Annotated in this window: 24 protein-coding genes and 1 pseudogene; 11 read left to right on the top strand and 14 right to left on the bottom strand. The window is 52.0% G+C overall.

Translation table 11 applies throughout. From position 1 onward, the window contains the following. Positions 1-197: 197 nt before the first annotated feature. Positions 198-929 (top strand): DUF3581 domain-containing protein, encoded by a 732-nt coding sequence (locus ACTHYN_RS10635; RefSeq protein WP_441812427.1) that lies wholly within the window; start codon positions 198-200, stop codon positions 927-929. A gap of 81 nt (positions 930-1010) precedes the next feature. On the opposite strand, the gene ahpC is transcribed toward ACTHYN_RS10635, so the two are convergent. The 6 genes from ahpC to ACTHYN_RS10605 form a co-directional block, all read right to left on the bottom strand. Beyond that, a complete protein-coding gene (gene ahpC / locus ACTHYN_RS10630) occupies positions 1011-1574 on the bottom strand; it encodes an alkyl hydroperoxide reductase subunit C (protein ID WP_441812426.1) in 564 nt (187 codons plus the stop codon). 125 nt (positions 1575-1699) lie between these two features. Further along, positions 1700-3004, bottom strand: a complete 1305-nt coding sequence (locus ACTHYN_RS10625) for a TRAP transporter large permease (protein WP_441812425.1) — start codon at positions 3002-3004, stop codon at positions 1700-1702. After that, positions 2994-3488: a TRAP transporter small permease gene (locus ACTHYN_RS10620; RefSeq protein ID WP_441812424.1), complete on the bottom strand. Its 495-nt coding sequence runs from the start codon at positions 3486-3488 to the stop codon at positions 2994-2996. Before ACTHYN_RS10620 ends, ACTHYN_RS10625 begins: the two co-directional genes overlap by 11 nt. A gap of 61 nt (positions 3489-3549) precedes the next feature. Then, positions 3550-4560, bottom strand: coding sequence for a DctP family TRAP transporter solute-binding subunit (locus ACTHYN_RS10615; protein ID WP_441812423.1), 1011 nt, complete (start codon positions 4558-4560; stop codon positions 3550-3552). 134 nt (positions 4561-4694) lie between these two features. Further along, entirely contained in the window at positions 4695-7469 is a 2775-nt protein-coding gene (locus ACTHYN_RS10610; RefSeq protein WP_441812422.1) for an EAL domain-containing protein, read from the bottom strand. A 5-nt stretch (positions 7470-7474) separates the two neighbouring features. Next, on the bottom strand, positions 7475-8422 hold the full coding sequence (locus ACTHYN_RS10605) for a FecR domain-containing protein (RefSeq protein ID WP_441812421.1): 948 nt from the start codon (positions 8420-8422) through the stop codon (positions 7475-7477). 126 nt (positions 8423-8548) lie between these two features. On the opposite strand from ACTHYN_RS10605, the gene ACTHYN_RS10600 reads away from it, so the two are divergent. From ACTHYN_RS10600 to ACTHYN_RS10590, 3 genes are all read left to right on the top strand, one after another. Continuing rightward, on the top strand, positions 8549-10078 hold the full coding sequence (locus ACTHYN_RS10600; protein ID WP_441812420.1) for a ShlB/FhaC/HecB family hemolysin secretion/activation protein: 1530 nt from the start codon (positions 8549-8551) through the stop codon (positions 10076-10078). 101 nt (positions 10079-10179) lie between these two features. Then, a complete protein-coding gene (locus tag ACTHYN_RS10595; RefSeq protein ID WP_441812419.1) occupies positions 10180-11352 on the top strand; it encodes an AI-2E family transporter in 1173 nt (390 codons plus the stop codon). Between the two features lie 48 nt (positions 11353-11400). Next, positions 11401-11850 carry an MgtC/SapB family protein gene (locus ACTHYN_RS10590; RefSeq protein ID WP_441812418.1) on the top strand — a complete coding sequence of 150 codons (450 nt, stop codon included), beginning with the start codon at positions 11401-11403 and terminating at the stop codon, positions 11848-11850. Between the two features lie 116 nt (positions 11851-11966). On the opposite strand, the gene ACTHYN_RS10585 is transcribed toward ACTHYN_RS10590, so the two are convergent. Continuing rightward, positions 11967-13238 carry a serine hydrolase domain-containing protein gene (locus tag ACTHYN_RS10585; RefSeq protein WP_441812417.1) on the bottom strand — a complete coding sequence of 424 codons (1272 nt, stop codon included), beginning with the start codon at positions 13236-13238 and terminating at the stop codon, positions 11967-11969. 109 nt (positions 13239-13347) lie between these two features. Then, positions 13348-13821, bottom strand: a complete 474-nt coding sequence (locus tag ACTHYN_RS10580; RefSeq protein ID WP_441812416.1) for an HdeD family acid-resistance protein — start codon at positions 13819-13821, stop codon at positions 13348-13350. Here ACTHYN_RS10580 and ACTHYN_RS10575 point away from each other — a divergent pair. Beyond that, the gene (locus tag ACTHYN_RS10575; protein WP_441812454.1) at positions 13805-14203 is read left to right on the top strand and encodes a hypothetical protein; all 399 of its coding nucleotides are present in this window, start codon (positions 13805-13807) and stop codon (positions 14201-14203) included. The two genes, ACTHYN_RS10580 and ACTHYN_RS10575, sit on opposite strands and share 17 nt — an antisense overlap. Here ACTHYN_RS10575 and ACTHYN_RS10570 read toward each other — a convergent pair. From ACTHYN_RS10570 to ACTHYN_RS10560, 3 genes are all read right to left on the bottom strand, one after another. Beyond that, positions 14197-15117, bottom strand: coding sequence for a lysophospholipid acyltransferase family protein (locus ACTHYN_RS10570; protein ID WP_441812415.1), 921 nt, complete (start codon positions 15115-15117; stop codon positions 14197-14199). The genes ACTHYN_RS10575 and ACTHYN_RS10570 overlap by 7 nt on opposite strands. Positions 15118-15310: 193 nt before the next feature. Then, positions 15311-15958 (bottom strand): glutathione S-transferase, encoded by a 648-nt coding sequence (locus ACTHYN_RS10565; RefSeq protein ID WP_441812414.1) that lies wholly within the window; start codon positions 15956-15958, stop codon positions 15311-15313. 63 nt (positions 15959-16021) lie between these two features. Beyond that, on the bottom strand, positions 16022-16630 hold the full coding sequence (locus tag ACTHYN_RS10560) for a GNAT family N-acetyltransferase (RefSeq protein WP_441812413.1): 609 nt from the start codon (positions 16628-16630) through the stop codon (positions 16022-16024). A 335-nt stretch (positions 16631-16965) separates the two neighbouring features. Here ACTHYN_RS10560 and ACTHYN_RS10555 point away from each other — a divergent pair, with 335 nt between their 5' ends. From ACTHYN_RS10555 to ACTHYN_RS10540, 4 genes are all read left to right on the top strand, one after another. Next, positions 16966-17211, top strand: a complete 246-nt coding sequence (locus tag ACTHYN_RS10555; RefSeq protein WP_441812412.1) for a type II toxin-antitoxin system CcdA family antitoxin — start codon at positions 16966-16968, stop codon at positions 17209-17211. Further along, positions 17211-17528: a CcdB family protein gene (locus tag ACTHYN_RS10550; RefSeq protein ID WP_441812411.1), complete on the top strand. Its 318-nt coding sequence runs from the start codon at positions 17211-17213 to the stop codon at positions 17526-17528. The genes ACTHYN_RS10555 and ACTHYN_RS10550 overlap by 1 nt, the downstream gene beginning before the upstream one ends. Before the next feature lie 125 nt (positions 17529-17653). Continuing rightward, entirely contained in the window at positions 17654-17926 is a 273-nt protein-coding gene (locus tag ACTHYN_RS10545; RefSeq protein WP_441812410.1) for a type II toxin-antitoxin system Phd/YefM family antitoxin, read from the top strand. Then, entirely contained in the window at positions 17907-18179 is a 273-nt protein-coding gene (locus tag ACTHYN_RS10540; protein WP_441812409.1) for a Txe/YoeB family addiction module toxin, read from the top strand. Before ACTHYN_RS10545 ends, ACTHYN_RS10540 begins: the two co-directional genes overlap by 20 nt. 80 nt (positions 18180-18259) lie before the next feature. Here ACTHYN_RS10540 and ACTHYN_RS10535 read toward each other — a convergent pair whose 3' ends face one another. Continuing rightward, positions 18260-18757 (bottom strand): hypothetical protein, encoded by a 498-nt coding sequence (locus tag ACTHYN_RS10535; RefSeq protein ID WP_441812408.1) that lies wholly within the window; start codon positions 18755-18757, stop codon positions 18260-18262. Position 18758: 1 nt separating this feature from the next. Continuing rightward, positions 18759-19079 (bottom strand): hypothetical protein, encoded by a 321-nt coding sequence (locus ACTHYN_RS10530; protein WP_441812407.1) that lies wholly within the window; start codon positions 19077-19079, stop codon positions 18759-18761. Positions 19080-19298: 219 nt separating this feature from the next. On the opposite strand from ACTHYN_RS10530, the gene ACTHYN_RS10525 reads away from it, so the two are divergent. Then, positions 19299-19493: a type II toxin-antitoxin system VapB family antitoxin gene (locus tag ACTHYN_RS10525; protein WP_441812406.1), complete on the top strand. Its 195-nt coding sequence runs from the start codon at positions 19299-19301 to the stop codon at positions 19491-19493. Further along, complete coding sequence (gene vapC, locus ACTHYN_RS10520; protein WP_441812405.1) at positions 19490-19891, top strand: type II toxin-antitoxin system VapC family toxin; 402 nt, start codon at positions 19490-19492, stop codon at positions 19889-19891. Before ACTHYN_RS10525 ends, vapC begins: the two co-directional genes overlap by 4 nt. A gap of 187 nt (positions 19892-20078) precedes the next feature. Here vapC and ACTHYN_RS10515 read toward each other — a convergent pair. Next, positions 20079-21650 (bottom strand): annotated as a pseudogene (locus ACTHYN_RS10515) (transposase). Positions 21651-21848: the final 198 nt, after the last annotated feature.

The raw sequence follows: 21848 nt of genomic DNA, 5'->3' as shown, positions 1-21848 counted from the left end.
ATCGTTGATTTGACTATGGATTAACGATACGGGCTGGCAACAAAATGCTCAAATTAATTGCAGCAAACCGATTGATAGGGAACTGCTATCAACGTGCCCGGTAAATGGCCAAATAGCGCATACCCATACACTCCTGACACCGGTACCATGGGGCAAGACGCTGTGGCGTTTCCCTTTGCACTCAGGACAAGCAGCACATGTTTCCAGACCGCTTTCATACTATCCAGAACGGATGCGTGCATATTTCCGCATCCCAGGCCAGCCAGTTCGCCAAGGAGGTGGCCGGCGATTTCAACCCGATTCACGATCCGGATGCCCGGCGCTTCTGTGTTCCCGGTGATCTGCTTTTTGCCGTCGTGGTGTCGCGCTTCGGGCTTTCCCGGCATATGACCTTCCAGTTCCGCGCCCTGCTGGGTGACGGCGTACCTCTGGAGTTTCGCGAAAGCGGTGATGAAACCATCGAAGTGTGCGACCAAAATGGCAAGGTGTACCTTGAGGTTACCCGCAGTGGCGAGAGAACCCACGATAAGCAGGTTGTTGAAGAATTTATCCGCTGCTACGTGGCCGCCTCTGGCAAGAACTTCCCCCACACCCTGAAGCCATTAATGGAATCCAAGGGTGTGATGTTCAACCCGGATCGCCCCATGGTGATGTATGCGAGCATGAGTGTGACCCTCGACAGGCTGGATGCAGCCTCGCCGGAGATGGATTTACATAGTGCCGACCTGGAAGCAACGGGCAAGCGCGGTAATGTCACGCTGGATTACCGCCTGATTTCTGACGGCAAAGCCGTGGGCGAAGTGGCAAAACATTTGGTACTGGGTGGGCTGAGACCTTATTGCCCAGACGCCATGGCTGGCGTAATTGAAGAGTTCTATCGCCTCAAGGCCCGCGGCTCGCAATACGGAGCCGGTACCGCAGAGTCGTAAACCACGAACACAAAAAAACCCCGGAAATCCGGGGTTTTTTGATCGTGACAGGCCCTCTGCGGGCCTGTTACCAAAGACGTCTTAGATCTTGCCCACCAGATCCAGTGAAGGAGACAGTGTCTCTTCGCCTTCTTTCCACTTGGCCGGGCATACTTCGCCTGGGTGCTTGCGCACGTACTGAGCGGCTTTCACCTTACGCATCAGATCGTCTGCATCACGGCCAATGCCTTCGGCGGTGATTTCCATCGCCTGAATGATGCCATCCGGATCGATCAGGAAGGTAGCACGGTCTGCAAGGCCCTGGCCTTCGCGCATCACACCAAAGTTGTTGGTAATGCTGCCGTTCTGGTCGCCAACCATGAAATAGCTGATCTTGCCAATGGTCTCGGAGCTATCGTGCCACGCCTTGTGGGTGAAGTGCGTGTCGGTAGACACAGAGAACACTTCCACGTCCATCTTCTGCAGCTCTTCGTAGTGATCTGCAACATCACCCAATTCGGTCGGGCAAACAAACGTAAAGTCTGCAGGGTAGAAGAAAAAGATCGACCACTTACCTTTTACGTCGGCTTCAGAAATATCGACAAACTCACCTTGCTTGAAGGCAGTTGCGTTAAACGGTTTAATTTCACTATTGATCACGCCCATGGAAAACTCCTGTTGGTTCGTTTGCGTGTTGATGAATCTACGGGTAATACTCTAGCCAAAAGGCCAGCTTCGGGAAAATTGATTATATCCAACCTCACGATAGCTGATACCTATTGAGCATTTACCTACCACGGCCCTACAACATAGCCGAGCTGTTCCGGAAGCCAAAGCGCGATTCCCGGTATCAGCATAACCAAAAGCAGGCTGACACTCATCGCGGCAATGAAAACCAGCGCCCAGCCAATGGTATGCTCCAGGCGAATATTAGCAATACGTGTTGTAACCATCAGGTTGACCGCCACCGGCGGTGTAAACTGGCCGATGGCAATATTTATGGCCAGCAAAATGCCAAACCATACCGGATTCCAGCCGAAATGGTTCATCAACGGCAATACAATGGGGATGAGAATCAGATAAATCGAAATCGCATCCAGCAGCATGCCGGCAATTAACACCAGCACCATCACCAGGCCCAGCAGCACCCAACCATTGTCAGACAGAGACAACAGCGCATTAGCCAGGTGCTGGAACGTGCCAAGTGTGGTGCCCGCCCAGGCGAAAATACCCGCCAGCGCAATAATCAGCATGACGACGCCCGAGGTCACCGCTGCATCCGTCATCAGCTCGAACAGACTGCGCAGCGTCAGGTTGCGGTACACCAGGCAGCCCACGATCACACCATAGGCCACGGCCACCACAGCAGCCTCGGTAGGGGTGAAAAGCCCGGAGCGCAGGCCACCCAGAATAATGATTGGCGCAAACAATGCCGGCAATGCGGCCTTGAAGCTGGGCCAGAACGGCGGACGTTCCGAGGTTTCCGGGCTCTCCCAGCCATACTTGCGAGCCAGATACAGCGCTGGCACCAACAAAGACAAGCCCGCCAGAATGCCGGGGAACAAACCTGCGGCGAACAACGCCCGCAAATCTACACCTGGCACCACAATGGAATACAGTATCAGCGCGATGGAAGGCGGAATCAAAATAGCAGTAGACGACGAGGCCGCAATCAACGCGGCAGAAAAAGGCTGCGGGTAACCAGCCTTGCGCATACTGGGCAGCATCACCATGGCCACGGCCGCCGCATCTGCTGGCCCCGAACCACTCATTCCGCCCATAATCAGGCATACCAGAACCGCTACAACCGTTAAACTGCCGTGCCGTGGCCCGATAATCGCCTGGGCAAAGCGCACCAAACTGGCCGCTACGCCAGCGCGTTCAAAAATAAGACCGGTGAGAATGAACAGTGGAATTGCGATTAGCGGATATTTCGCCACACTGTTGTAGGTATTGGTACCAAAGGTCGCAAGCATGTCTGGCGACAAGCCGGCGAGAATACCCACCAACCCCCCGAATCCAAGAGCAATAGCCACAGGCACGCCCAGCAGCAACGCCAGCAAAAAGCCGCCGATCATCAACAGATCAGGATTCACGGATGACCTCCTCGCTAGCCTTACCGCGCAAACGGTCGATAAGGTTTTGAGTCATCCGGATAATAATCGCCGCCGACATCACTGGCAGCCACATGACATAAATCCAGTTTGGTAATCCCAGCCCTGGCGATAGCGACTCCCAACTATACTCTTGCCACGCAAACACACAGCCATACCAGGTAGTCACACCCAAAACCGCCACACCCACCAACCACTGTAAAACAAACACAGTTTTCAGAGCAGGCGCCGGCAGGTAGTGCTCGATCAATTCAATGCGGATATGCTGATTATTGCGGGCTGCCACAGCCGCACCCGCGAAAGTAAGCACCACCAGCAAAAACACGGAAAGCTCTTCGGTGAATGCAAAGGAGGCATCGGTGGTATAGCGCACAATTACGTTGCCCAGGCTGATCACACAAATTGCGATCAAAGCCAGGGAGGCCAGCCAGGCTTCTGGCCGGGACTTCGGGGGTCGGGAGGACATGAATACTCCGGTTCAGGCGTCTGCACCCGCCAGAACCGGCGGGTGCTGGGGCAGAAGAGTGTTACTGCTTACGGTTGGCAACGGCGGATTGAGCCTGTTTAACCAGATCTTCACCAATGCGTGGCGCCCACTTCTCATAAACAGACTGAGTCGCTTCCACAAACGCGTCGTGCTGCGCCTGGGTTAATTCAGTGACTGTTACACCACGATCTTTGATGGCTTTCAGCGTGTCCGGTAGCTCGGCACGGGACTTTTCAATCTCCCACTTGCCTGCATCCACAGCTGCCTTTTTCAGCAGTGCCTGATCCTCTGCATTAAACTGGCTCCACACACGGTTACTGATCGCAAACACCAGCGGGTCGGCCATGTAATGCCACAGTGTCAGATGTTCCTGCCCCACCTGGTCAATGCGTGCCACATCAAACACCGACAGTGGGTTTTCCTGGCCATCGACCGCGCCCGTGGTCAGCGCTGGTTTGGCATCGGCCCAACTCATTTGTGTGGGGTTAGCGCCCAATTCGCTGAAGGTATCCTGGAACAACGGCGAGCCGACAACCCGAACTTTCAGGCCTTCCAGGTCCTCAGGCTCACTGATTGCGTGCTTGGAGTTGGACAACTCACGAAAACCATTTTCGCCCCAGGCCAGGGGTGTCACGCCACGCTTTTTAATGGCTTTGAACACGGCCTTGCCCGCTTCACCCTGGGTAATTGCATCAATGGCCGCGTTATCCGGCATCAGAAATGGCAGAGAGAAAAGGTTCAACTCCGGAACCTGGGGCGACCAGTTGATGGTCGACCCCACAGCCATATCAATCAGCCCTGAGCGCATGGCAGAAAACTCTTTGGTCTGATCGCCGGAAACCAGCTGGGAGTTGCTGTAAATCTTCATGTTTATTCGCCCTTCAGAGCGCTCTTCTACCAGTTCTACCCACTTATCTGCTGCCTGGCCCCAAGGGAATGCCGACGGCAGTACGGTAGATACCGTGTACTCATCTTTATATTGAGCGTTAGCCGCAGAACTAATCAGAAGCGCAGCCACAGCCGCGGCGATCAACGAGCGGGGTTTCAACATGTTGTCTTCCTTTTTTATTAGTGAGGGAGAATCGACGACGAGGCAACACACGCCGTGGCAATGGGGATTATAGGAGGGGGTGTTGCCGCGACGCAAAACAAAACAACGGTCGTGTGCCAGACAGGCTTCAGCTTTTAGGCTCCTGAGCTCTCACGGGACGCCAGCCAACGGCCAAAATCTGGTAACGCAAGCGGCTTGGCGTAAAGGTATCCCTGGGCCAGATCACAACCATGAACCCGAAGAAACTGTTCATCTCCCAGCGTTTCCACGCCTTCTGCCACTACCGTCATGCCCAACTCATGAGCCATGTTGATGGTTGAGCGAACAATCACCTGATTACCGGGCGACTGCTGAATATTCGACACAAACGATCGATCAATCTTAAGTACTGAAGCGCGCAGGTTTTGGAGATAAGCCAGGGAAGAATAGCCGGTGCCGAAATCATCAATGGCAAGCGTGGCGCCGCTATCCACCAACTCGCTGACCAGTGTCAGGGCCCGGTCTTCATTGCCCAGTAACGCGGTTTCTGTTATTTCACACTCTATAACGAAATAGCCGCTGCTTGAATCCAACAGGTCTTTGAGCCCGGCAATGAAGTTACGATCCTGAAACAGCCGCGCTGACAAATTCAGCGCCATGTGTCGCGGCCAGCCTTTTTTCTTCCACTCAGCCTCCTGGGCAAGAATCGTCTCTACTACCCAGCGCGTCAGCGGCACGATCTGGCGAGAGTTTTCAGCCACTTCAATAAGCTGAGTCACAGGGACGACCTCCCCGGCATTTTGTGGCCAGCGCAGGAGAGCCTCGCAGCCTGTTGGCGCCAGGGTGCTGAGCTCCAGTTTGGGCTGATACACCAGTTGGAAAGCATTATTATTGATGTGTGTGCGGATGGCTGGCACCAGCTCAAGCCTACGCATAGCGGCCTGACTATCGCGCTCGCGGTAGCACCTGAGGGCGACCCCCTCCTGTTTGCCCAGGCGCATGGCATCGGTTGCCTGACGCAGCAGAGTTTCAGCCTGTGTAGCCGGGCTGCTTTGGCGAGATTGATCGGCCGTATTGTCATAGCTGCCATACTCCGACGCGCCGGATGTTGCGGAAATCTGCAACGGAATATCTTCGGTAACCGTCAAGGTAAGTGGGCTTTCGATGTCTTCCAGTAGCTGTTCACAGAACTGACTGCCCCCCGCCGAAAAACGCAGGCCGGGCAGCCAAACTGCAAACCCGTCGCCTCCAATGCGCGCACATTGGCCAAGGTTACCCACATACACCGCAATACGCTGTGCAATGGTTTTGAGTAGTTGATCGCCCGCTGTATGGCCGTATGCGTCGTTTACTTCTTTGAAGTAATCAATGTCCAGGCAGATAAGACAGCCAAACCGGTGCCGCTCCAGAGTTTCATCAACCCGGTCAAAAAAGGCAGAACGGTTGAGCAAACCTGTAAGGCCATCGTAGGTCGCGCGGTATTCAAGTTCCTGCTCCCTGGCAACGCGCTCGCTCAAGTCGCGGAGCACCACGGTAAAGATAGCATCAACAGACGTGGCCACACGGCTGACCGTAGCCTGTACCGGTATGTGCTGGCCGCCCCGCGTAACAACATGAGTATCAAACGGTGTGCTTGGCATCCCCACCAAACCGTGCCGGGCATCCGGTAAGTAGTCGCTCAGCTGTGAGTTCTCCATATCACTTGCGGAACGGTCGCAAAGGGTTTGTATTGACTGGTTGGCTTTGGTTATCACTCCCTCCCGGTTCACACACAGAATATAGTCGTTAGTGGTGGCCACAATGCGATCAAGCAGTGCTTCGTTATCCCGGAGGCTAACCTGCAGCCAGAGTCGATCCAGGGTAGCGCTATCTAGCCGGGCCAGGTTGATGGCCATGTACACCAGTACACTCAAAAAAAGGGGTTTGAAAACATCAAGAATCAGATGAACCTGGAAATAAACCAGAATAAACGCACCCAGCCAGACAGCAATAATCAGGCCCAAAACCTGCAGGCCGCGATGCCAACCGCAACGACTGAAAACCACAGTGGCACCAAGCCAAAAAAGCGCGAAAATTACAAACCCTGCAAAGGGGGAGGCGGCGTACAGACCACCATTACGCAGAGTTTGGGCTCCCAGAGCCTGTACAACTGCTCCGGGAAGCACATGATGGATAGGGGTGGCTAAATTGTCGCCTAGCTCAATAGCGGTGGAGCCAATAATAACGTCACGACCACGCAAGAGTCGCTGCGGCACCCTTCCCTCAAGAAGATCTGTAACACTGAGGTAGTGAAAGGAATCCGGAGAAATAGTGTAGTCAATCCAAGTGCCTGTGTCCGCCTGCCCGGCCAGCGCATTCCAGGCGCCTCGGTAAAAATTGTCCTGCCAGCGAAAACCAATAGAGAGAGAGCGTACCAGGCCATCATTTGCCGGGTACATATTAACAGAGACCAGCTCAACGCTCTCTGTCAGACCCTGCAAAGGGCGCCGGATCATCAGAGCTGAATCTGTTTGACTAAGACGTTGAACGAAAACCGGGAGAAATACTGGCATTGTGTCAGCCACCGAACGGATGGCTTCTTCCAGTTCTGCGTCGCCACCAAGGCTTGATGCCGCACTAAAATCAACATCAATCATCAAGGAGCGAATATCGGCTTCGCCAAGTGCGCGGATTGCAGTTGCATATACACTTCTCGGCCAAGGCCACTGCCCTATTGATTCAATACTTTCAGAATCGATTTCAAGAATCACCAGGTTACTGGGCTGGGGCTTTACCAGTAAGCCAATAATCCGGTCACGGAGCCCCGTTTCCGGGCGCTCCAGCAAACCAGACCAGAGCAGGAGTGTAAAAACGACAACGGCCAGCAAGGCAGAAATAAAAACCTTACTGGCCGGGCCTGATTTAAGACAACGATCTGTTTTAGCAAACATACTCGTTAGTCATCATCGTCATCGTCATCATCATCGTCATAATCATCATCGTCGTGATCATGGCCATGCCCATGCCCATGCCCGTGCCCGTGCCCGTGCCCGTGCCCGGGGCCATTATGACCATTGTCATGACCGCCAGTGGAGCCATCGCCACCTGAGCCAGGCCCTATATCGTTATCGGCGGCATCGTCATCGGCTGCGCTGTTCGAATCCTGATCGACACCTGCCTCATCGGAAGCGATAACAGCCTGCTCGGAGGCGACCTCTGTCATTGCCTCCAAGGCACTTTCAAATCCACTTTGCGTCTCATCCATCGCCGGCTGAAAACTGCCGCCTTGCGAACCTGCCTGGGTAGTCGCTTTTTTAGGTGCCTGCTTGAACGTTTTAATGCCAGCTTGCTCCGCGCCTATACCTGCAATATCGCCAGGCTCGAGCATCTGAGTGTTGCCACTGGCAATATCGAGCACTTCCAGGGAGCCCTCGGTGAGAGTCACCATAGAGGACGACTGGGTAGACACAATAACGAAGCGAGTACCTTTTACCGTTGACACCAGAAACGGCGTCTCCACGCTGAACTGATCCGGCTGACGCTCTATTCGATAAAACACCGTACCGAACCACTGTTTGACCCTGGTAATCAGGCCATCAGGTTCTGCGGAGTTTGGCTGCAAAGTGACGTGGGAATCACTCTTTAGTTCAAATTCAGAACCTGCCTGCACCAACAACCCGTGACTGCCGGCCAGGGTTTGAAACTGAACAGGCGCTGATATAGACATACCTTTCTCGGCAATTTCCCACGCCTTGTCTGTGCCGGTACGAAACTGCACCGTACCGGATACCTCCTCAACGCGAATCTGCTCTGCAGCTATCAAGGTCGATGCCATCAACAGTGCAGAGAAGCCAATTAAAAAACGATAAACGCTGTTGATAGTAAAGCCACGCGATACGTGCATTATTTATCCTCGATTCTTCATTAATTGTACTTTTCGGAAAACCCTTTTCCTTTTTTTGCTGTTTAAAAACAATTTTTTACAACGTCCAGTGTACGAAAGCGCTAACCTCGCCTCATGTTAAACTGAATGGCGATTAACACTGTGCGTATAAACGTAATGAATTGTTTTATTTTATTACTCACGCTTACTCTGCCCGCTGTTTGCTCATCAGCACCCGAGCGGGCGATAGGTGCGGTGGTTTTCGAGGGCGTGTCTGCTTTTGGCGCCAAACAGTTGCTCTCTCTGTACGCCAGCAGCCTCGGTAAAGCTTCGGATACAGCGCAGAAAACACGGTTGCGTACACGAACACGAGACTACTACATTAACCAAGGTTATCTCCCCCCGGGGGTTAGTATTGCAACACTCCCAAACAACAAAAATATTCTTGTTGTGCACGTTGAGGAGCCTCGGATTGACGACATTCAGATCACCGGAGGGAGCGCCAAAGAAAGAGCATCCATACGTGAACGATTAGAACCTTTGCGGGAACGGTCGCCGATTTCAAAAACAGACGTTGAGCGCTTTTCCCGAGCCCTTGAACTAGCGGTGGGAGTAGGCCTGAAAGCAAGCCTTGAAGAAACATCTCCCGGCCGCCACCAGCTAATTTTTACCATTGCCCCACAGGTTCGAGGAGAACTCACATACAGTGCCGAAGGTGGCCAGCGCCTCGGGCAGCATATGGTCGGCGCCAGCGTAAGCGTTTATGGCCCGGGAGCAGGCCTTCGGGAAGTTTACGTTTCAGGCATACACACCATCGAATCAGCGGGCTACCGCAGTATTGGCACGGGGCTTTCTTTGTACATGTCCGATCGCAATACGTTTTATGCAGATATCAGCTCGTCCCGGGCTGTGCCGCAGGATGACGCAGTCAGCCCGAGCAAGGTATATCGACGCCTATGGTCAAGGCTTAAGTGGCGCCATGACCTGTTAGACTCGGGCACTTTCTCCTTAGCGGTTGATGGCAGTGTGACCCTGCGTGACTATACCCGGGACCGAAGCGACGAAACCGAAATTGATGAACAATTGCGCATGGCGAGTGCGGGTGCTCTGGCGTATGTAAAGGGTAAGGACAGCACCTCCCGATTTGACTTTTCCGGTCGCACGGGCATAGATGCCATGGGCGCAAGGCGCAGCGGAACCCGGGCCAACGATACCATCGACCTGGCGTTTCAGTTGGTCGGCGCCCGCTACACGCTCTGGCACTGGCTGCCCGCCGACTTTTCCCTGAAACTGGATATCGCGGGCCAATACTCTGGTGACAACCTGCCCTACTCTCAGCGCTTTTCCCTGGGTGGCAGCCGATATGCCCGCGCCTATGAGCCGGGTGAGTTCAGCGGCGATTCCGGAATTGGCACAAAGCTCGAACTACGCCGCGGGTTTAATAGTAATACAGTGGTTCCGGAGGCACGCTGGGTGCCGTACATCTATTACGGTATTGCACGCGCCCGCGAAAACCAAACGGATGACAGCGCTTCAGCGGCGGCCTCCGGCGTTGGGCTAAGGATGCTTACCCGAACGGTCTCGGGGTATATTGAATTGGGGAAACCATTAACTGCAGAATCTGAGTACAGACATAAAAGCCCCCGGCTGACGGGGCGGCTGACTGCCTATTTCTGACCACACTTCAAATTACCGCTATATTACGGCTTTGTTTTTTTGTTCCAACACTGCCAAAACGGTCTACACTAATAAGCATATAGCGCCGGCAAAGAAACTTAATGATCATGGAAAATAACGGGCACGGAGAACCCAGCAACACCTCGAGAGATGACAGCGCTGCGCCCAAAGCGCCACTGATCGAAGCAGTGAGCATTCGCAGCATGTCGCTGATTACACTCTCAAGCATCGCCACTCTCTTTTTTATTGACTGGGCCCAAGCTGTGCTGCTTCCATTAATGGTTGCCGTATTGATCAGTTACGCCCTGGACCCTCTGGTCTCGACGCTTGACCACATCAAAATTCCCCGGCCCCTGGGTGCGGCCATCGTCCTGCTTTTACTGGTGGGCGCCATTGCAGGCGCGAGTATTCCTTTACAAACGGAAGCCATCGCCATACTCGATAAGGTTCCTGTAGCGGTCAGTAAATTTCAACGTAATGAGGCCAACTCTCCGAAGCAAGAAGAAAGCCTCATGGAAAAAGCGCAGACTGCGGCCAAACACATTGAGGAGTCAGCCGCAGAAGGGAAAAAAGACACCCAGCCAGAGCAGCAGGGGATAACGCCTGTTCGGGTGATCGAGAAGCCAACAGACGTTCAGGACTATGCACTCAAAAGCGCGCCTACCCTGTTAGTTCTTGTTTCCCAGTTATTCTCCGTCTTGCTTCTGGTGTTTTTCATACTGGCAGTGGGGCCACTTTACAAGCGCAAGGTCGTTAAAATCTCCGGCCCCTCGTTCGGGCGAATGCGCAAAGCAGCTCGAATTATGAACGAGTTTCACCATCAGGTTCGGCGCTTTTTGTTCGTGATGCTGCTTGGTGGCCTGTTTGTGGGCATACTGACCTGGCTGGCATTCATAACGCTGGGCGTGGAGCAAGCCTTGTTCTGGGGTGTGGTTGCAGGGGTTGCAAGTGCGGTGCCCTACCTGGGGCCATTTCTGGTTTTGATCGGTACCGGCATTGCCGCCTTTATTCAGTTTGGCGAAGCAAACACAGCTCTTATTGTCGCGGGCACATCATTGGCGATTACCAGCATTCAGGGCTATCTGCTGACTCCCTGGCTAACCAGCCAGGTTTCAACTCTCAACCCGGTGGCAATATTTGTCGGGCTTCTGTTCTGGGGCTGGCTTTGGGGCCCTGTCGGTTTGATCATTGCCACCCCCATATTAATGATCGTCAAATCCTTGTGTGATCACGTTGTAAACCTGCGCCCTGTGGGTGAGCTACTGGGTAAGTAAAACTGCTGCAACAATCTAAAGAACAATAACGAAAACAGGAGACACGTCATGCCCGAGACAGAAATTCCTGCACTGGAAATGTTTATCCGGCTACTCGCGGCAGCCAGCTTTGCCATCATCCTGGGGCTGGAACGGGAATTAAGAGGCAAAGCCGCTGGCCTGCGCTCTCATATGCTTGTGTCACTGGGGGCTTCTGCCTTCATTATTATGGGCATGCATATTCTGTTTGCCACTGCCGAGGGGGATCCCTCAGCGCGCATAGACCCGACACGCATTGTGGAAGGCGTTATTGGCGGTATCGGTTTTCTCGGCGCGGGTAGCATTATCCAAAGCCGTGGAACTGTTCAGGGTATCACCACCGGCGCGTCGATCTGGATAGCCGGCTCAATTGGCGTAGCCTGCGGCCTCGGCCTTTTCGCTCTTGGGGGGATAGTGACAGCAATGGCGCTGATTATTATGGTCGTGCTCGGTCGGTTCGAACATGAAGTTATCAAGTAAGACAGTGTGCGTGCTAACGCTTGAGCGCCAACTCTTCGAATGACCTGTTTCGCTTACAGGGAAAAGCTCTTTAAGGCCGCAAGTGCCTGAGTACTTACGGCCTTTTTGGTTTAAGGCTATTTTTTCTGTTCTATCAGATACTGAGCAACAGCTTCATAGGCAGGCAAAGACGTTGGATCATTGGCACTGTTGGCTGCTACCGGGTGTGATGCAAAGCGGACGATAACCATTTCTGCTTCTGGATCAATATAAATAGTTTGCCCGTGCACGCCACGGGCCGCAAAAGCTCCGTGTTCGTTGCCCGTGTGCCACCACATATTCCGGTACGACCACCCGGACAACTCAGTATGATCAGACTTGGCAAAAGCAGCTTTGCTGCCACCCCCCGCAATATCTTCAATCGCCTTTGCGGGCAACACCTGCGTACCCTGCCAGCGACCCTTGTTGCGAATCAGTTCACCAAAACGGGCCATATCCCGAAGGGCAGCGTTAAAGCCGCCGCCTGCGAACAACGTGCCTCGCTCATCGATGGAATAGTAGCTGTCCTGTTCCATGCCGATCTTGCTCCACACCCGCTCAGACAGCAACTGGTCGACCGACTTGCCACTAGCACGGGCAATCAACCAACCTGCCACATCTGCGTTGGGGGTTTTATAGCCGAAAGCCTCCCCGTGGGGCCCCGCCTTTTCAATGGTTTGCAGAGCTTCATAATAGCCAACCGGCCCTTCGTAGCCCTCAGGTTTGGGCAGTGGGTTACCGGCACCCGAATACATCCAGATTTCTGCCTTGGGATTGGCATAATCTTCACTGAACTGCAGCGAGGTCGTCATGTCAAGCACCTGGCGCACTGTAGCATCGCCATAGCCCGACTCTTTAAGCTCGGGGATGTACTCGGTTACCAGGCTATCTTCATCGAGTTTGCCTTCTGCCACCAGAACCGCACCCAGGGTGCCGGTGAGCGACTTGGTGACAGACATAGCTGCATGCTTTGCGTTCGGTGTAAGCGCGCCCATATATCGTTCATAAACAATACGCCCCTGATGCAGAATAACAATGCCGTCGGTGTAGTTCCGCCACAGAGAGTCTTCCCATGTAATGTCCTCATCGGCATTCAGCGGGCGGAAGGTAATGCCATCAATATTCGCATCAAGATTTTCAGGTAGCGTATCTGGCGCTCCGGAACCACGGGGCACGTTCACGGTGGGCATCAGTTCACGCATATGCACCACACTCCAGCGCAGCGCTGGAAACTCAAAAAAAGACCCGTCGGCAAAGTTCAGCAGTTTGTCATCTGGCGGCGGAAAGCCCTGCATCCAACCCATTTTGAGCGGATCACTTTCCTGCGCTGACAGGTATTGGCTTTCGGCTTTCGCTGTAAAAGTACTCATACCAAACGATATAGAAGCACAAAGCATAAATCCGAAATGAAGTGGTTTAGCAGACGATAAAAGTACCCTTTGAAGCTGGTGAACCAGAAGTCTGTTAAAAATTAAGTTCTTACCGCGCTGTTTTCAAAGCTAACGCAATCATGACATAAGCCCAACCATGAAAAATCATTTCGATAGCGACCAAAAGGCCAATAATCCATAATGCCGACATCGGCCACTGAAAGAAAATCATCGCGCCAAGCACCAGCGAAACAAGGCCCGCAAACACAATCCAGCCCCAGCGCAGGCCGGTTCCTTTCAGGTGGAGCCCCATCATAATCCGCAGAAGCCCGGTCGCAACGAAAATACCACCCAAAAATGCCGTTAACACCAATGAGCCCGCGACTGGCTCGGTTATCATGCTGGCCCCAGCCACTACATAGAGCAACGCGATCAAAACGTGTGCCAGAATGCTTTTCCAGCCCCGGCACTTAAGTACTTCAATAGCCTGAAAAACACCGCCTATTGTTAGCAAAACGACAGAAATTTTGTTGTCAAACGTCGCAAGGCAGAAAACTGACTGTACCGTGGCCGATTCCAACATTGTTCAGGTAATGCGCCGGCATTTTCCGCATCTGGAAGTAGCTATGAACCTGACCCAGGGCAACAATCTTGGTTGGTACCTACCTGCAAACTCTGACGAGTTGGCGGGCACAACCCGTGAATGGATGAACAGCACCGAAGGCAATGATGCAATCGGTTACGTTGAAAGCCGCTACTACGCCTATATTGGCGAGTTCGATTTTGTCGACCTCAGAGCGCTCAACGCAGACCGCCATCGCCGATTGCCGGATACCATTCCGGAGCCAGACCGCACTTTTCTGGCACTGGCCAGCTACAACATCGGGCGTGGCAACTTACTAGATGCAACGCATCCGGAACTATCGCGATGTGATCAGATCAGCGTTCGACTGATTGTTCAATAGATTTTACCAGCTCCTTCGGGGCGGGATTTAAAGCGCTTATGCAGCCATAGATACTGATCAGGCTGTTCGCGAACCGTATCCTCAATGTATTGATTCCATACCTTGCTATCTTTCTGTTTATCAACCCCGAAACCTTCTTGTATCGGTGAAAAAACAACACGATAGCCTCCATCAGGCATCCGCAGGTGGCTTACACAGATCACCGAGGCGCCAGATATTTTTGCGATGTAACTCGGGGAGGTGATGCAGCCGGTTTCCACGCCAAAAAACGGCACAAACAATTCTGTTTTGCTACCAAAATCCTGATCACAGGCAAACCAGACCTCTCCACCCTTCTTCAAAAAAGACACCATCGGCCGCAGCCCGCGCTTGGTGAAAGGCTGAATCCCAAAATGACGACGACGGCCATTTTCGATCATGCGATCAATAACCGGGTTGTTGTTGGGTCGGTACACATACCCGGGCTTCTTCAGGTGGCAGGCAACCAGAGGTAACGCGAAGTCGAAAATGCTGTAGTGGCCGCCAATCAGCAGCACGCCCTTGCCCTTGTTTTGGGCTTCCCTGAGATGCTCCAACCCGTGTACCTCGGCCGCTTCGCAATAAGACGAGACATCGCGCCACCAAGCATGGGTGCTTTCCAGAAAACCACGAGTACACGCGATGAAGTTATCCAGCACCAGCTGCTTGCGGGCATGTTCATCCAGTTCAGGGAGGCAAATTTGAATATTACGGTCAGCAACGCGAGCACGAGATTTGAGTTTGCGGCTCAAAAAAGTGCCGAGTCGATTTCCTAGCCGCTGCTTGGCTGGCATAGGCAAAAAAGACAGTATATATAATGCAAACACTACCGCCCACGAGAGCCATAAACGTGGGCGCCAAAACTGTATTTTTTTGTTTTTGGACGGTCGGCGCATACATCACTGCCTGCTTAAATAGGTCAGTGAGCCTGACACAATTTTAGCAAACAGTGTAGATGAGATTATCAATAAATAGAAACTCCACTCTTTAGCAGCCTCAACCAAGCGACTCCCAGTTGGCCGCGGGCCCGAGACGAACCACTTTTTCAGTCACGGCCATATTGCTCAGTTTCAAAACCCCATGGAGACACTATGAAGGAAAAACGACCAATTCATCCCCCTCTTGCCACGGCTGAAACTTGGTCATTGCTTGCAGAAAAAATGGGTGCTCTAGCCAGTGTGTTAGCCACTGTTGTAGCTTCGGGTATGGCAGTTTGTAAAAAACATCGCGATCTACATGGGCGAACTGACGGACAAACGGCATAATGCCGATATCTGCAAGAGTTTCGTTATACCCCAGCAAGAATCGATTTTTAGCCAGCAGCTCTTCTAAAACCTGTAAAAAGCTCTCACCCCGCTGCCGATACTCTGCCTGGCTCATGTCGGGATGACGGTCGGCGTATTTATAGCGATCCAACCAATGTTTAAATTCGTTGTCGTTTTGCTCGATCAGAGCGTTAGCCTGCTGCAAAACCTTTGTATCCAACAGCTTTTGCGGATCTTGCTGCTCAAGCGCCCACACCATAATCTCCCGACTTTCTTCAATCACAACACCTTCAAAAAGCTGTAACACAGGCACGGTGCCTTTCGGGCTAATAGCTAGCATCTGAGCCGGTTTGTTTTTCAGAATTATCTCTCGTAGCTCTACCTGCAACTCAGCAAACAACAGACCGAGACGGGCGCGCATAGCGTAGGGACAGCGACGGAAAGAATACAAACAATGAAGTGCGGAAGTCATGGATTATCTACTATTACTCCTGTTCTTTGTTGAAGAGGTTACCTATCTGGTTCGTCATTATTTTTATTCGGTGGCGGGTCGCATCATTACCCAGCTTGATGTTGCCAGAACCGACGGCGTTGCCAAAACGGAAAAGCCGAACCCTTCATAGAATCCCACATTGATTAGCTTGTCTGTCTCCAGATAGAAGCTCTCGCCAGAACCCTTATTTAAGGCATGCTCCATCAATTGAGTGCCGACGCTTCGATGTTGCCAGGAGGGTTTCACCGCCAGTGGCCCCAGGTGCCAGTGCGGTGCCAATGGGTCTATCCTGGCCCAGGTACTGAGCCAGATTGCCAGGCGGAATGTACCAACAGGGCTATTCGATGTTAATAACGTTGGCATCAACCGTAACCAGTCACCCGGAGACGGTTTACATTTTTTTGGTGGTAGCATACCCAGTACGCCAATCAAGTCTCCATCGACCATGGCACCGTAGAGATCGCCTTTGTGATGGACATACGCGAGGAGTCCGCGAAACAAACGCCTGAGCCGGCGTTCGCGTAATGCGGGAGAAGCACCGAATACCTGAATGTGAATCGGGTTGTTGTTCATCGCACGAGCGCAAATTTCTGCAGCTGCCAACAGATCGCTTCGGCCCAGACAATAAATAGCATAACGTTTCGTAGTCACTGTGTCAGTTCTCTTGCAGGAATTAGAACATCGTGATTGCCCCTGGCCAGGGGCGCGTCAAAGACCACACGGCTGCTGAACTCAAGAAACTGAGTGCTGGCTTCTACTTTGAGTACGAAGGCATAAAAATCTCCGGTTATTATCTGGGGGGAATACACCGGGTAGAACACTATATAACTTCACCTTAAAACCATCCTTGGATATATAACGCTTGGCTTTGCGACGTGCCGAAACGCAGCGTAGGCGCGCCCGACACCTCTTGTTAAATGCACTTGCGTACGCACAACCATGCGCATACGCTATTGCTAAGTGTGTTACTGCAACTGGAGGCTAAAATGACCGATCTATACAACATAGCCGCACCAAAAAAAGCCGCAAATTTGTCCGTTAACAGCGACTTGCTAAAAAAGACACGCGCTCTGAACATTAACTTGTCTGCGACCCTTGAGCGAGCATTGAAAGAAGAATTAGCAAAGCGCAAGGCTGACCAATGGGTAGAGGAAAATCGGACGGCAATCAGAAGCTACAACGAGTTCGTTGAACAGCATGGCTGTTTCGGGGACGAATTTCGGGAGTTTTGATGGCTCAGTTCGACGTTTACCCAAACCCCAGCAAAACCAGCAGGGCACATTATCCGTACTTAGTGGATATCCAAAGCCCCCTTCTGACAGATCTCGTAACTCGTATTGTCATCCCACTGGGTAAGCGCGCGGCGTTTGGCGACCAAGCCATGCAAGGCCTCACACCAGAGATAACCTTTGCAGACCAGGAACTGCTGTTGCTGACACCTCAAATTTCTGCATTGCCTGAAAAACAGCTTAAAAATCCAATTGGCTCCCTATCGCATTTCAGGGATCAGATTGTTGGAGCTCTGGATCTTGCAGTCACTGGTATTTAACGCTGCCCACACGCGCAGCTTTGTAGTGAAGGCGAAGCCGCAACGAAAAAACTGTCGCTGTGCTTGGCCTTGTTAGGGTTATTGAGATATAGTTGTACGGAGTTTCCGTACGTAATGGTGAAGTCATGGATATCGTCAGTGTAAACAAATTCAGAGACAACCTGAAAAGCCTTGTAGAGCAGGTTGTCAGCAGACACGAACCCATTAAGGTGACACGTCGCGCTGGAGCAGCGTTCGTGGTTATGAGTGCTGAGGACTGGGAAAGAGAACAAGAAACACTGTATGTTCTTCAGAACCGAGATCTGATGCAACAAATTGCTGCTTCCCTTGATACTCACAGCCGTGGCCAAGGATACACACCTAATGATGAGCAAATGAATGAGATCACTGGTATTTGAGGGCAGCACATGGGAAACGTATGAAAAAATGCGGGAAAAAGATAAAAATCTGCACAAAGCTCTCCGCAAATTGCTGAAAGAAATGGTTCGCTCTGAAGACCCATCAACTGGCATGGGCAAACCAGAGCCGCTTAAACATAACCTGTCAGGTTTATGGTCCAAGCGCATTTCACAGAAAGATCGGCTCGTATACCGATTTGATGATAGGTACATTTATATTTTCGCCATTGGCGGGCACTACGACCAACGCTAACGCCAGCCAGCATGCGCGGCTGCGGAATGGAGGCGAAGCCGCAATGCAGTAGACGTCGCCGTGACTGGCCTTGTTACAAATTAACGGTCCCTAGACTCAAAAATTGAGTACAGCTCTTCTGGACCCAAAAAGTCACTATCAACTTTTATGATTTCGTCACTGGAAAGCACTCTGAATACAAAAGTTCCGGTATGCTCGGTAATGAAATAGTAATGATCTAGACCATTGATTCTCCAGTGTCCTGTACCTAAGCCAGAATTGAACGCATCCCTAAAAATTTCCAGCTTATCCTTATCGCAAGAGCCATGGATAGCGTCCTTTTGTATTACAGAACTAAAAAATTCTGAATAACTACAATCACCCTTCTCGATAGATTCAGAGTTGGAAAAAGCCAAATACCTTTTTCCTTTTTCTCGACTATATTTAAAAACTAGGAAATTTTCCCTGTCAGCTGTAGCTCCAAGCTCCTCAACGCCACTGGGAATATAGTACGATTCCCCCTCATATTTAAGGTGGATAGACTGGCCGCTAGCGCACCCTGAAATCAAAAATACCAACAAAATAAAATAAACTTTCATTTCATATACCTATCAATGCAAGTTTTACTTTTGATTTATACAAGGATGCAACTCTTGCGCGACAGGACTCATACACAGATGTATCGCCGACAGCTATATCTTTCCCGATTTTAGTTAATTGTTTGGCGATATATTTAAGGCCGGGCTTGCCAGTTGCAGGGGAAGGCACCATATCCATTGATGCTGAACAGGACTGTGCTTCTTGTAGCGCGAAGTAGACTACCTTGGCAGCTTCATCATTTACAGAGTGCGAAGCGGCTAGCCCATCACCCCAGAAATAGTTAATAACTACTGCAATGTACTCTCTTTCTTCTGAGTTCATCTGAACCTCCTTTTTCAATGTGTCGAGTCATCCAGACTCGGTTTTTCCGATAAGATACTACTTTTTCTCCGGCGTCATGGCAATTTGGAACGCCCGGCTCACGCGCCGGTTTGGAGCCGCGGAGCGGCGGAAAACCGGTCGCTGTGCAGCCGATTGTTATGTTCTCTTTGAGATGCTAGATTGTGTATAAAAGTCGAATACCATACACATAGGTGCATCATGAGAACTAACATAGTCATTGACGACCAGTTAATGACCGAAGCCCTCAAAGCCTCCGGTTACGAAACCAAAAAAGAGGCCGTCGAGCAAGGCCTGAAACTTCTGGTCCAGCTTAGCAAGCAGCAGGAAATTCGGAAGTTGCGCGGCAAGATCAAGTGGGAAGGCGATTTGGGCGAAATGCGAGCTGCCCGATGATCCTGGTAGACACTAGCGTCTGGATCGACTATTTCAATGGAGTCGACAACCCGCAAACTGATCTGCTGGATGCTTCTATAGTCCAGGGTTCGGTTGCTATTGGAGACCTCATATTTTTGGAAATCCTCCAAGGCATCCGCAACGACAAACAATATCGCCAAACCAAGCAAAGCCTGCTTGCTCTGGATCAGTATGAAATGTTTGGCAAAGAAATGGCAGCTAAGTGCGCCGACAACTATCGAGCGCTACGAAAAAAAGGCATCACGATCAGAAAAACTGCCGACGTGATCATCGCGACATTCTGCATAGAGAAAGAGCTGCCCCTGCTGTTTTTGGATCGCGACTTCCTCCCCTTTGTTGATCACCTTGGACTTGAGCCTGCTCTGAGAGAAACATAACGAGCCTGTAGAAAAACCCTTCACCGAGCCCGATCCACAGCCGCTTTTTTGTTTTGTCATCCCTTGCGGTCAACTGGCGCAAGTTTGCTTATTTCTCGGCAACACCGGAGCGTTAGTAATATTTAGCCCTAAACGCTGCCCATCTAGCCCTCCGAGGGCTGTTCATGGCTGTATCATAGCGCAGCTATCATGCCGCTAACTGTCCGTAATTCGCCAGTTTCTCAATATTGTGTACCACGCAATACAACTGCCACTGACCCTGCACCTTCTTCTTGCTCCGCAGACTGAAGCGATTCAGGCGTTTGTTACTGCCGATGTTGCCGAACACGGGCTCAACCACCGACATGCGATGACCGTAAATCGCTTTGCCTTGTTGGCTATCTACTCGGTGTTTCATCCAGTCGGTATACGTTGGGCCGCGCTTGAGCTCCAGGGTGTAGGAGACCTGCCTTCCTTTGCCCTTGCGGTGATCTGCCGAGCTAGGATTTTGCATGCATTGATGCTTTTTGGGGCAGTGGCGGCACTGCAATAACCGTCCCTGGAAGTGCGCTCTGGGTACGCCGTTTTGGTCAGTTCGGGTGCCCTCGTGACGCAGGGATTCTCCAGCGGGACAGATGCACGTCATCGCAACGGGATCGAACTGGAACTCACTGGCCGGAATCACCTGTTTCCAACCGGTCTTCGATAGGTCTTGCTGGCGCCTACCGTACTTGGTTTTCTGGTCTGCGAACTTCGGATCACGGCTGCGGAAACGGTTGTCCGGAATGTAGCCATTGATTTGTTGTTCATGCAGGTACTGCATATTGGCTTCGTTAGCGAAGCCGGTGTCGGCGGTGACAATCGCGCCGGTTTGATAGATGTTTTCGGCGATGCCCAGCTTTTTATAGCGCTGTTGAACCGTCTCCAGCACCGGCTTCAAGGTGTGGTGTTCCTGACCTTCACCGAAGGTTTGGGCATCGATAATGATCTGGCGCTTCTTGTCCACCGTGGCCACGCCGTTATAGCCCTGGATAGTGCCTTTACTGGTAGTCATCTTGCCGCTTTCGTTATCGGTGATGTTGCTTTTCACTTCCTTGGGTCGTTCCCCCTGGCCCATCCTTGGGCTATTCGTCTTTAGGAAACGGTCCACTTTCTTCATGGACTCATCCAGAGAGAGCACGGTTTTGGCGCGGCGAATATCTCGGTCCAGCTCGGCTTCGGTTTCGGCCTCATCCCGTTCGTGATGTTCATGCAGGTGATGGCGAATAAGCCGTTTCAGCTTGTCCCGTTTCTCACCCAGTTCTTTAAAGGTGCCAGACCATTCCTTCGCGGCGTCTGACGACATTTTGCAGCCATCGATGGCGAACAGTTCGTTGCCCAGAAGGCCCTATTCATGGCACACCAACAGTATTTGTTCGAACAGCTCTTCAATTTCATCAGCGTGTTGACTGACGAACTTGGCCAAGGTGGTGAAGTGCGGGACGGTATCGCAGGACAGTGCTTTAAAGATGATGTTGGTTTCGCACCACCACTGAATCTCGCGGCTGGACGTGATGCCCTTGGAGTAGGCAAACAGGAGGATCTTCAGAAGAATGGCCGGATCGTAGGCCGTGCGGCCTGTGTCGTCGTTGCAATATTTGGGGTGGAATACCGACAGATCCAGCTTGTGCTCGATCAGGTAATGGACGGCGTGTTCAAAGGTGCCGGGTTGGAGCTGTTCCTGATAGTTGATGACGACCATGGCATCCTGGTCGTAGTTGTAGTGCTTGAAGCGGGGCATGCCGACGGCTCCTTGTCTGTTTGCTCAATCCTATCAAACCGAGGCGCGATTTCGGGGTTTTTCTACAGCCTCAACGCTAAGCTTAGCGGCGCCCTTGTAATGGAGGCGAAGCCGCAATGAAAAGGGCGTCCGGCGGCCATCGGCCGCGAACTACAGCGACTTGTTATGTGTATTTGATTCATTGGCATTCAAGCGACC

Origin of the sequence: Marinobacter sp. (assembly GCF_052091845.1) — a bacterium.
Taxonomy (GTDB): Bacteria; Pseudomonadota; Gammaproteobacteria; order Pseudomonadales; family Oleiphilaceae; genus Marinobacter.
This window is presented reverse-complemented; position numbering and strand designations above follow the sequence as displayed.

What these genes read in the sequence shown, in the direction of transcription:
- ACTHYN_RS10635 (WP_441812427.1), top strand. Translation starts at nt 198, where the DNA reads ATGTTTCCAGACCGCTTTCATACTATCCAGAACGGATGCGTGCATATT.
- ahpC (WP_441812426.1), bottom strand. Translation starts at nt 1,574, where the DNA reads ATGGGCGTGATCAATAGTGAAATTAAACCGTTTAACGCAACTGCCTTC.
- ACTHYN_RS10620 (WP_441812424.1), bottom strand. Translation starts at nt 3,488, where the DNA reads ATGTCCTCCCGACCCCCGAAGTCCCGGCCAGAAGCCTGGCTGGCCTCC.
- ACTHYN_RS10615 (WP_441812423.1), bottom strand. Translation starts at nt 4,560, where the DNA reads ATGTTGAAACCCCGCTCGTTGATCGCCGCGGCTGTGGCTGCGCTTCTG.
- ACTHYN_RS10610 (WP_441812422.1), bottom strand. Translation starts at nt 7,469, where the DNA reads ATGTTTGCTAAAACAGATCGTTGTCTTAAATCAGGCCCGGCCAGTAAG.
- ACTHYN_RS10605 (WP_441812421.1), bottom strand. Translation starts at nt 8,422, where the DNA reads ATGCACGTATCGCGTGGCTTTACTATCAACAGCGTTTATCGTTTTTTA.
- ACTHYN_RS10600 (WP_441812420.1), top strand. Translation starts at nt 8,549, where the DNA reads ATGGCGATTAACACTGTGCGTATAAACGTAATGAATTGTTTTATTTTA.
- ACTHYN_RS10595 (WP_441812419.1), top strand. Translation starts at nt 10,180, where the DNA reads ATGATCATGGAAAATAACGGGCACGGAGAACCCAGCAACACCTCGAGA.
- ACTHYN_RS10590 (WP_441812418.1), top strand. Translation starts at nt 11,401, where the DNA reads ATGCCCGAGACAGAAATTCCTGCACTGGAAATGTTTATCCGGCTACTC.
- ACTHYN_RS10585 (WP_441812417.1), bottom strand. Translation starts at nt 13,238, where the DNA reads ATGAGTACTTTTACAGCGAAAGCCGAAAGCCAATACCTGTCAGCGCAG.
- ACTHYN_RS10580 (WP_441812416.1), bottom strand. Translation starts at nt 13,821, where the DNA reads ATGTTGGAATCGGCCACGGTACAGTCAGTTTTCTGCCTTGCGACGTTT.
- ACTHYN_RS10570 (WP_441812415.1), bottom strand. Translation starts at nt 15,117, where the DNA reads ATGCGCCGACCGTCCAAAAACAAAAAAATACAGTTTTGGCGCCCACGT.
- ACTHYN_RS10565 (WP_441812414.1), bottom strand. Translation starts at nt 15,958, where the DNA reads ATGACTTCCGCACTTCATTGTTTGTATTCTTTCCGTCGCTGTCCCTAC.
- ACTHYN_RS10555 (WP_441812412.1), top strand. Translation starts at nt 16,966, where the DNA reads ATGACCGATCTATACAACATAGCCGCACCAAAAAAAGCCGCAAATTTG.
- ACTHYN_RS10550 (WP_441812411.1), top strand. Translation starts at nt 17,211, where the DNA reads ATGGCTCAGTTCGACGTTTACCCAAACCCCAGCAAAACCAGCAGGGCA.
- ACTHYN_RS10545 (WP_441812410.1), top strand. Translation starts at nt 17,654, where the DNA reads ATGGATATCGTCAGTGTAAACAAATTCAGAGACAACCTGAAAAGCCTT.
- ACTHYN_RS10540 (WP_441812409.1), top strand. Translation starts at nt 17,907, where the DNA reads ATGAGATCACTGGTATTTGAGGGCAGCACATGGGAAACGTATGAAAAA.
- ACTHYN_RS10535 (WP_441812408.1), bottom strand. Translation starts at nt 18,757, where the DNA reads ATGAAAGTTTATTTTATTTTGTTGGTATTTTTGATTTCAGGGTGCGCT.
- ACTHYN_RS10530 (WP_441812407.1), bottom strand. Translation starts at nt 19,079, where the DNA reads ATGAACTCAGAAGAAAGAGAGTACATTGCAGTAGTTATTAACTATTTC.
- ACTHYN_RS10525 (WP_441812406.1), top strand. Translation starts at nt 19,299, where the DNA reads ATGAGAACTAACATAGTCATTGACGACCAGTTAATGACCGAAGCCCTC.
- vapC (WP_441812405.1), top strand. Translation starts at nt 19,490, where the DNA reads ATGATCCTGGTAGACACTAGCGTCTGGATCGACTATTTCAATGGAGTC.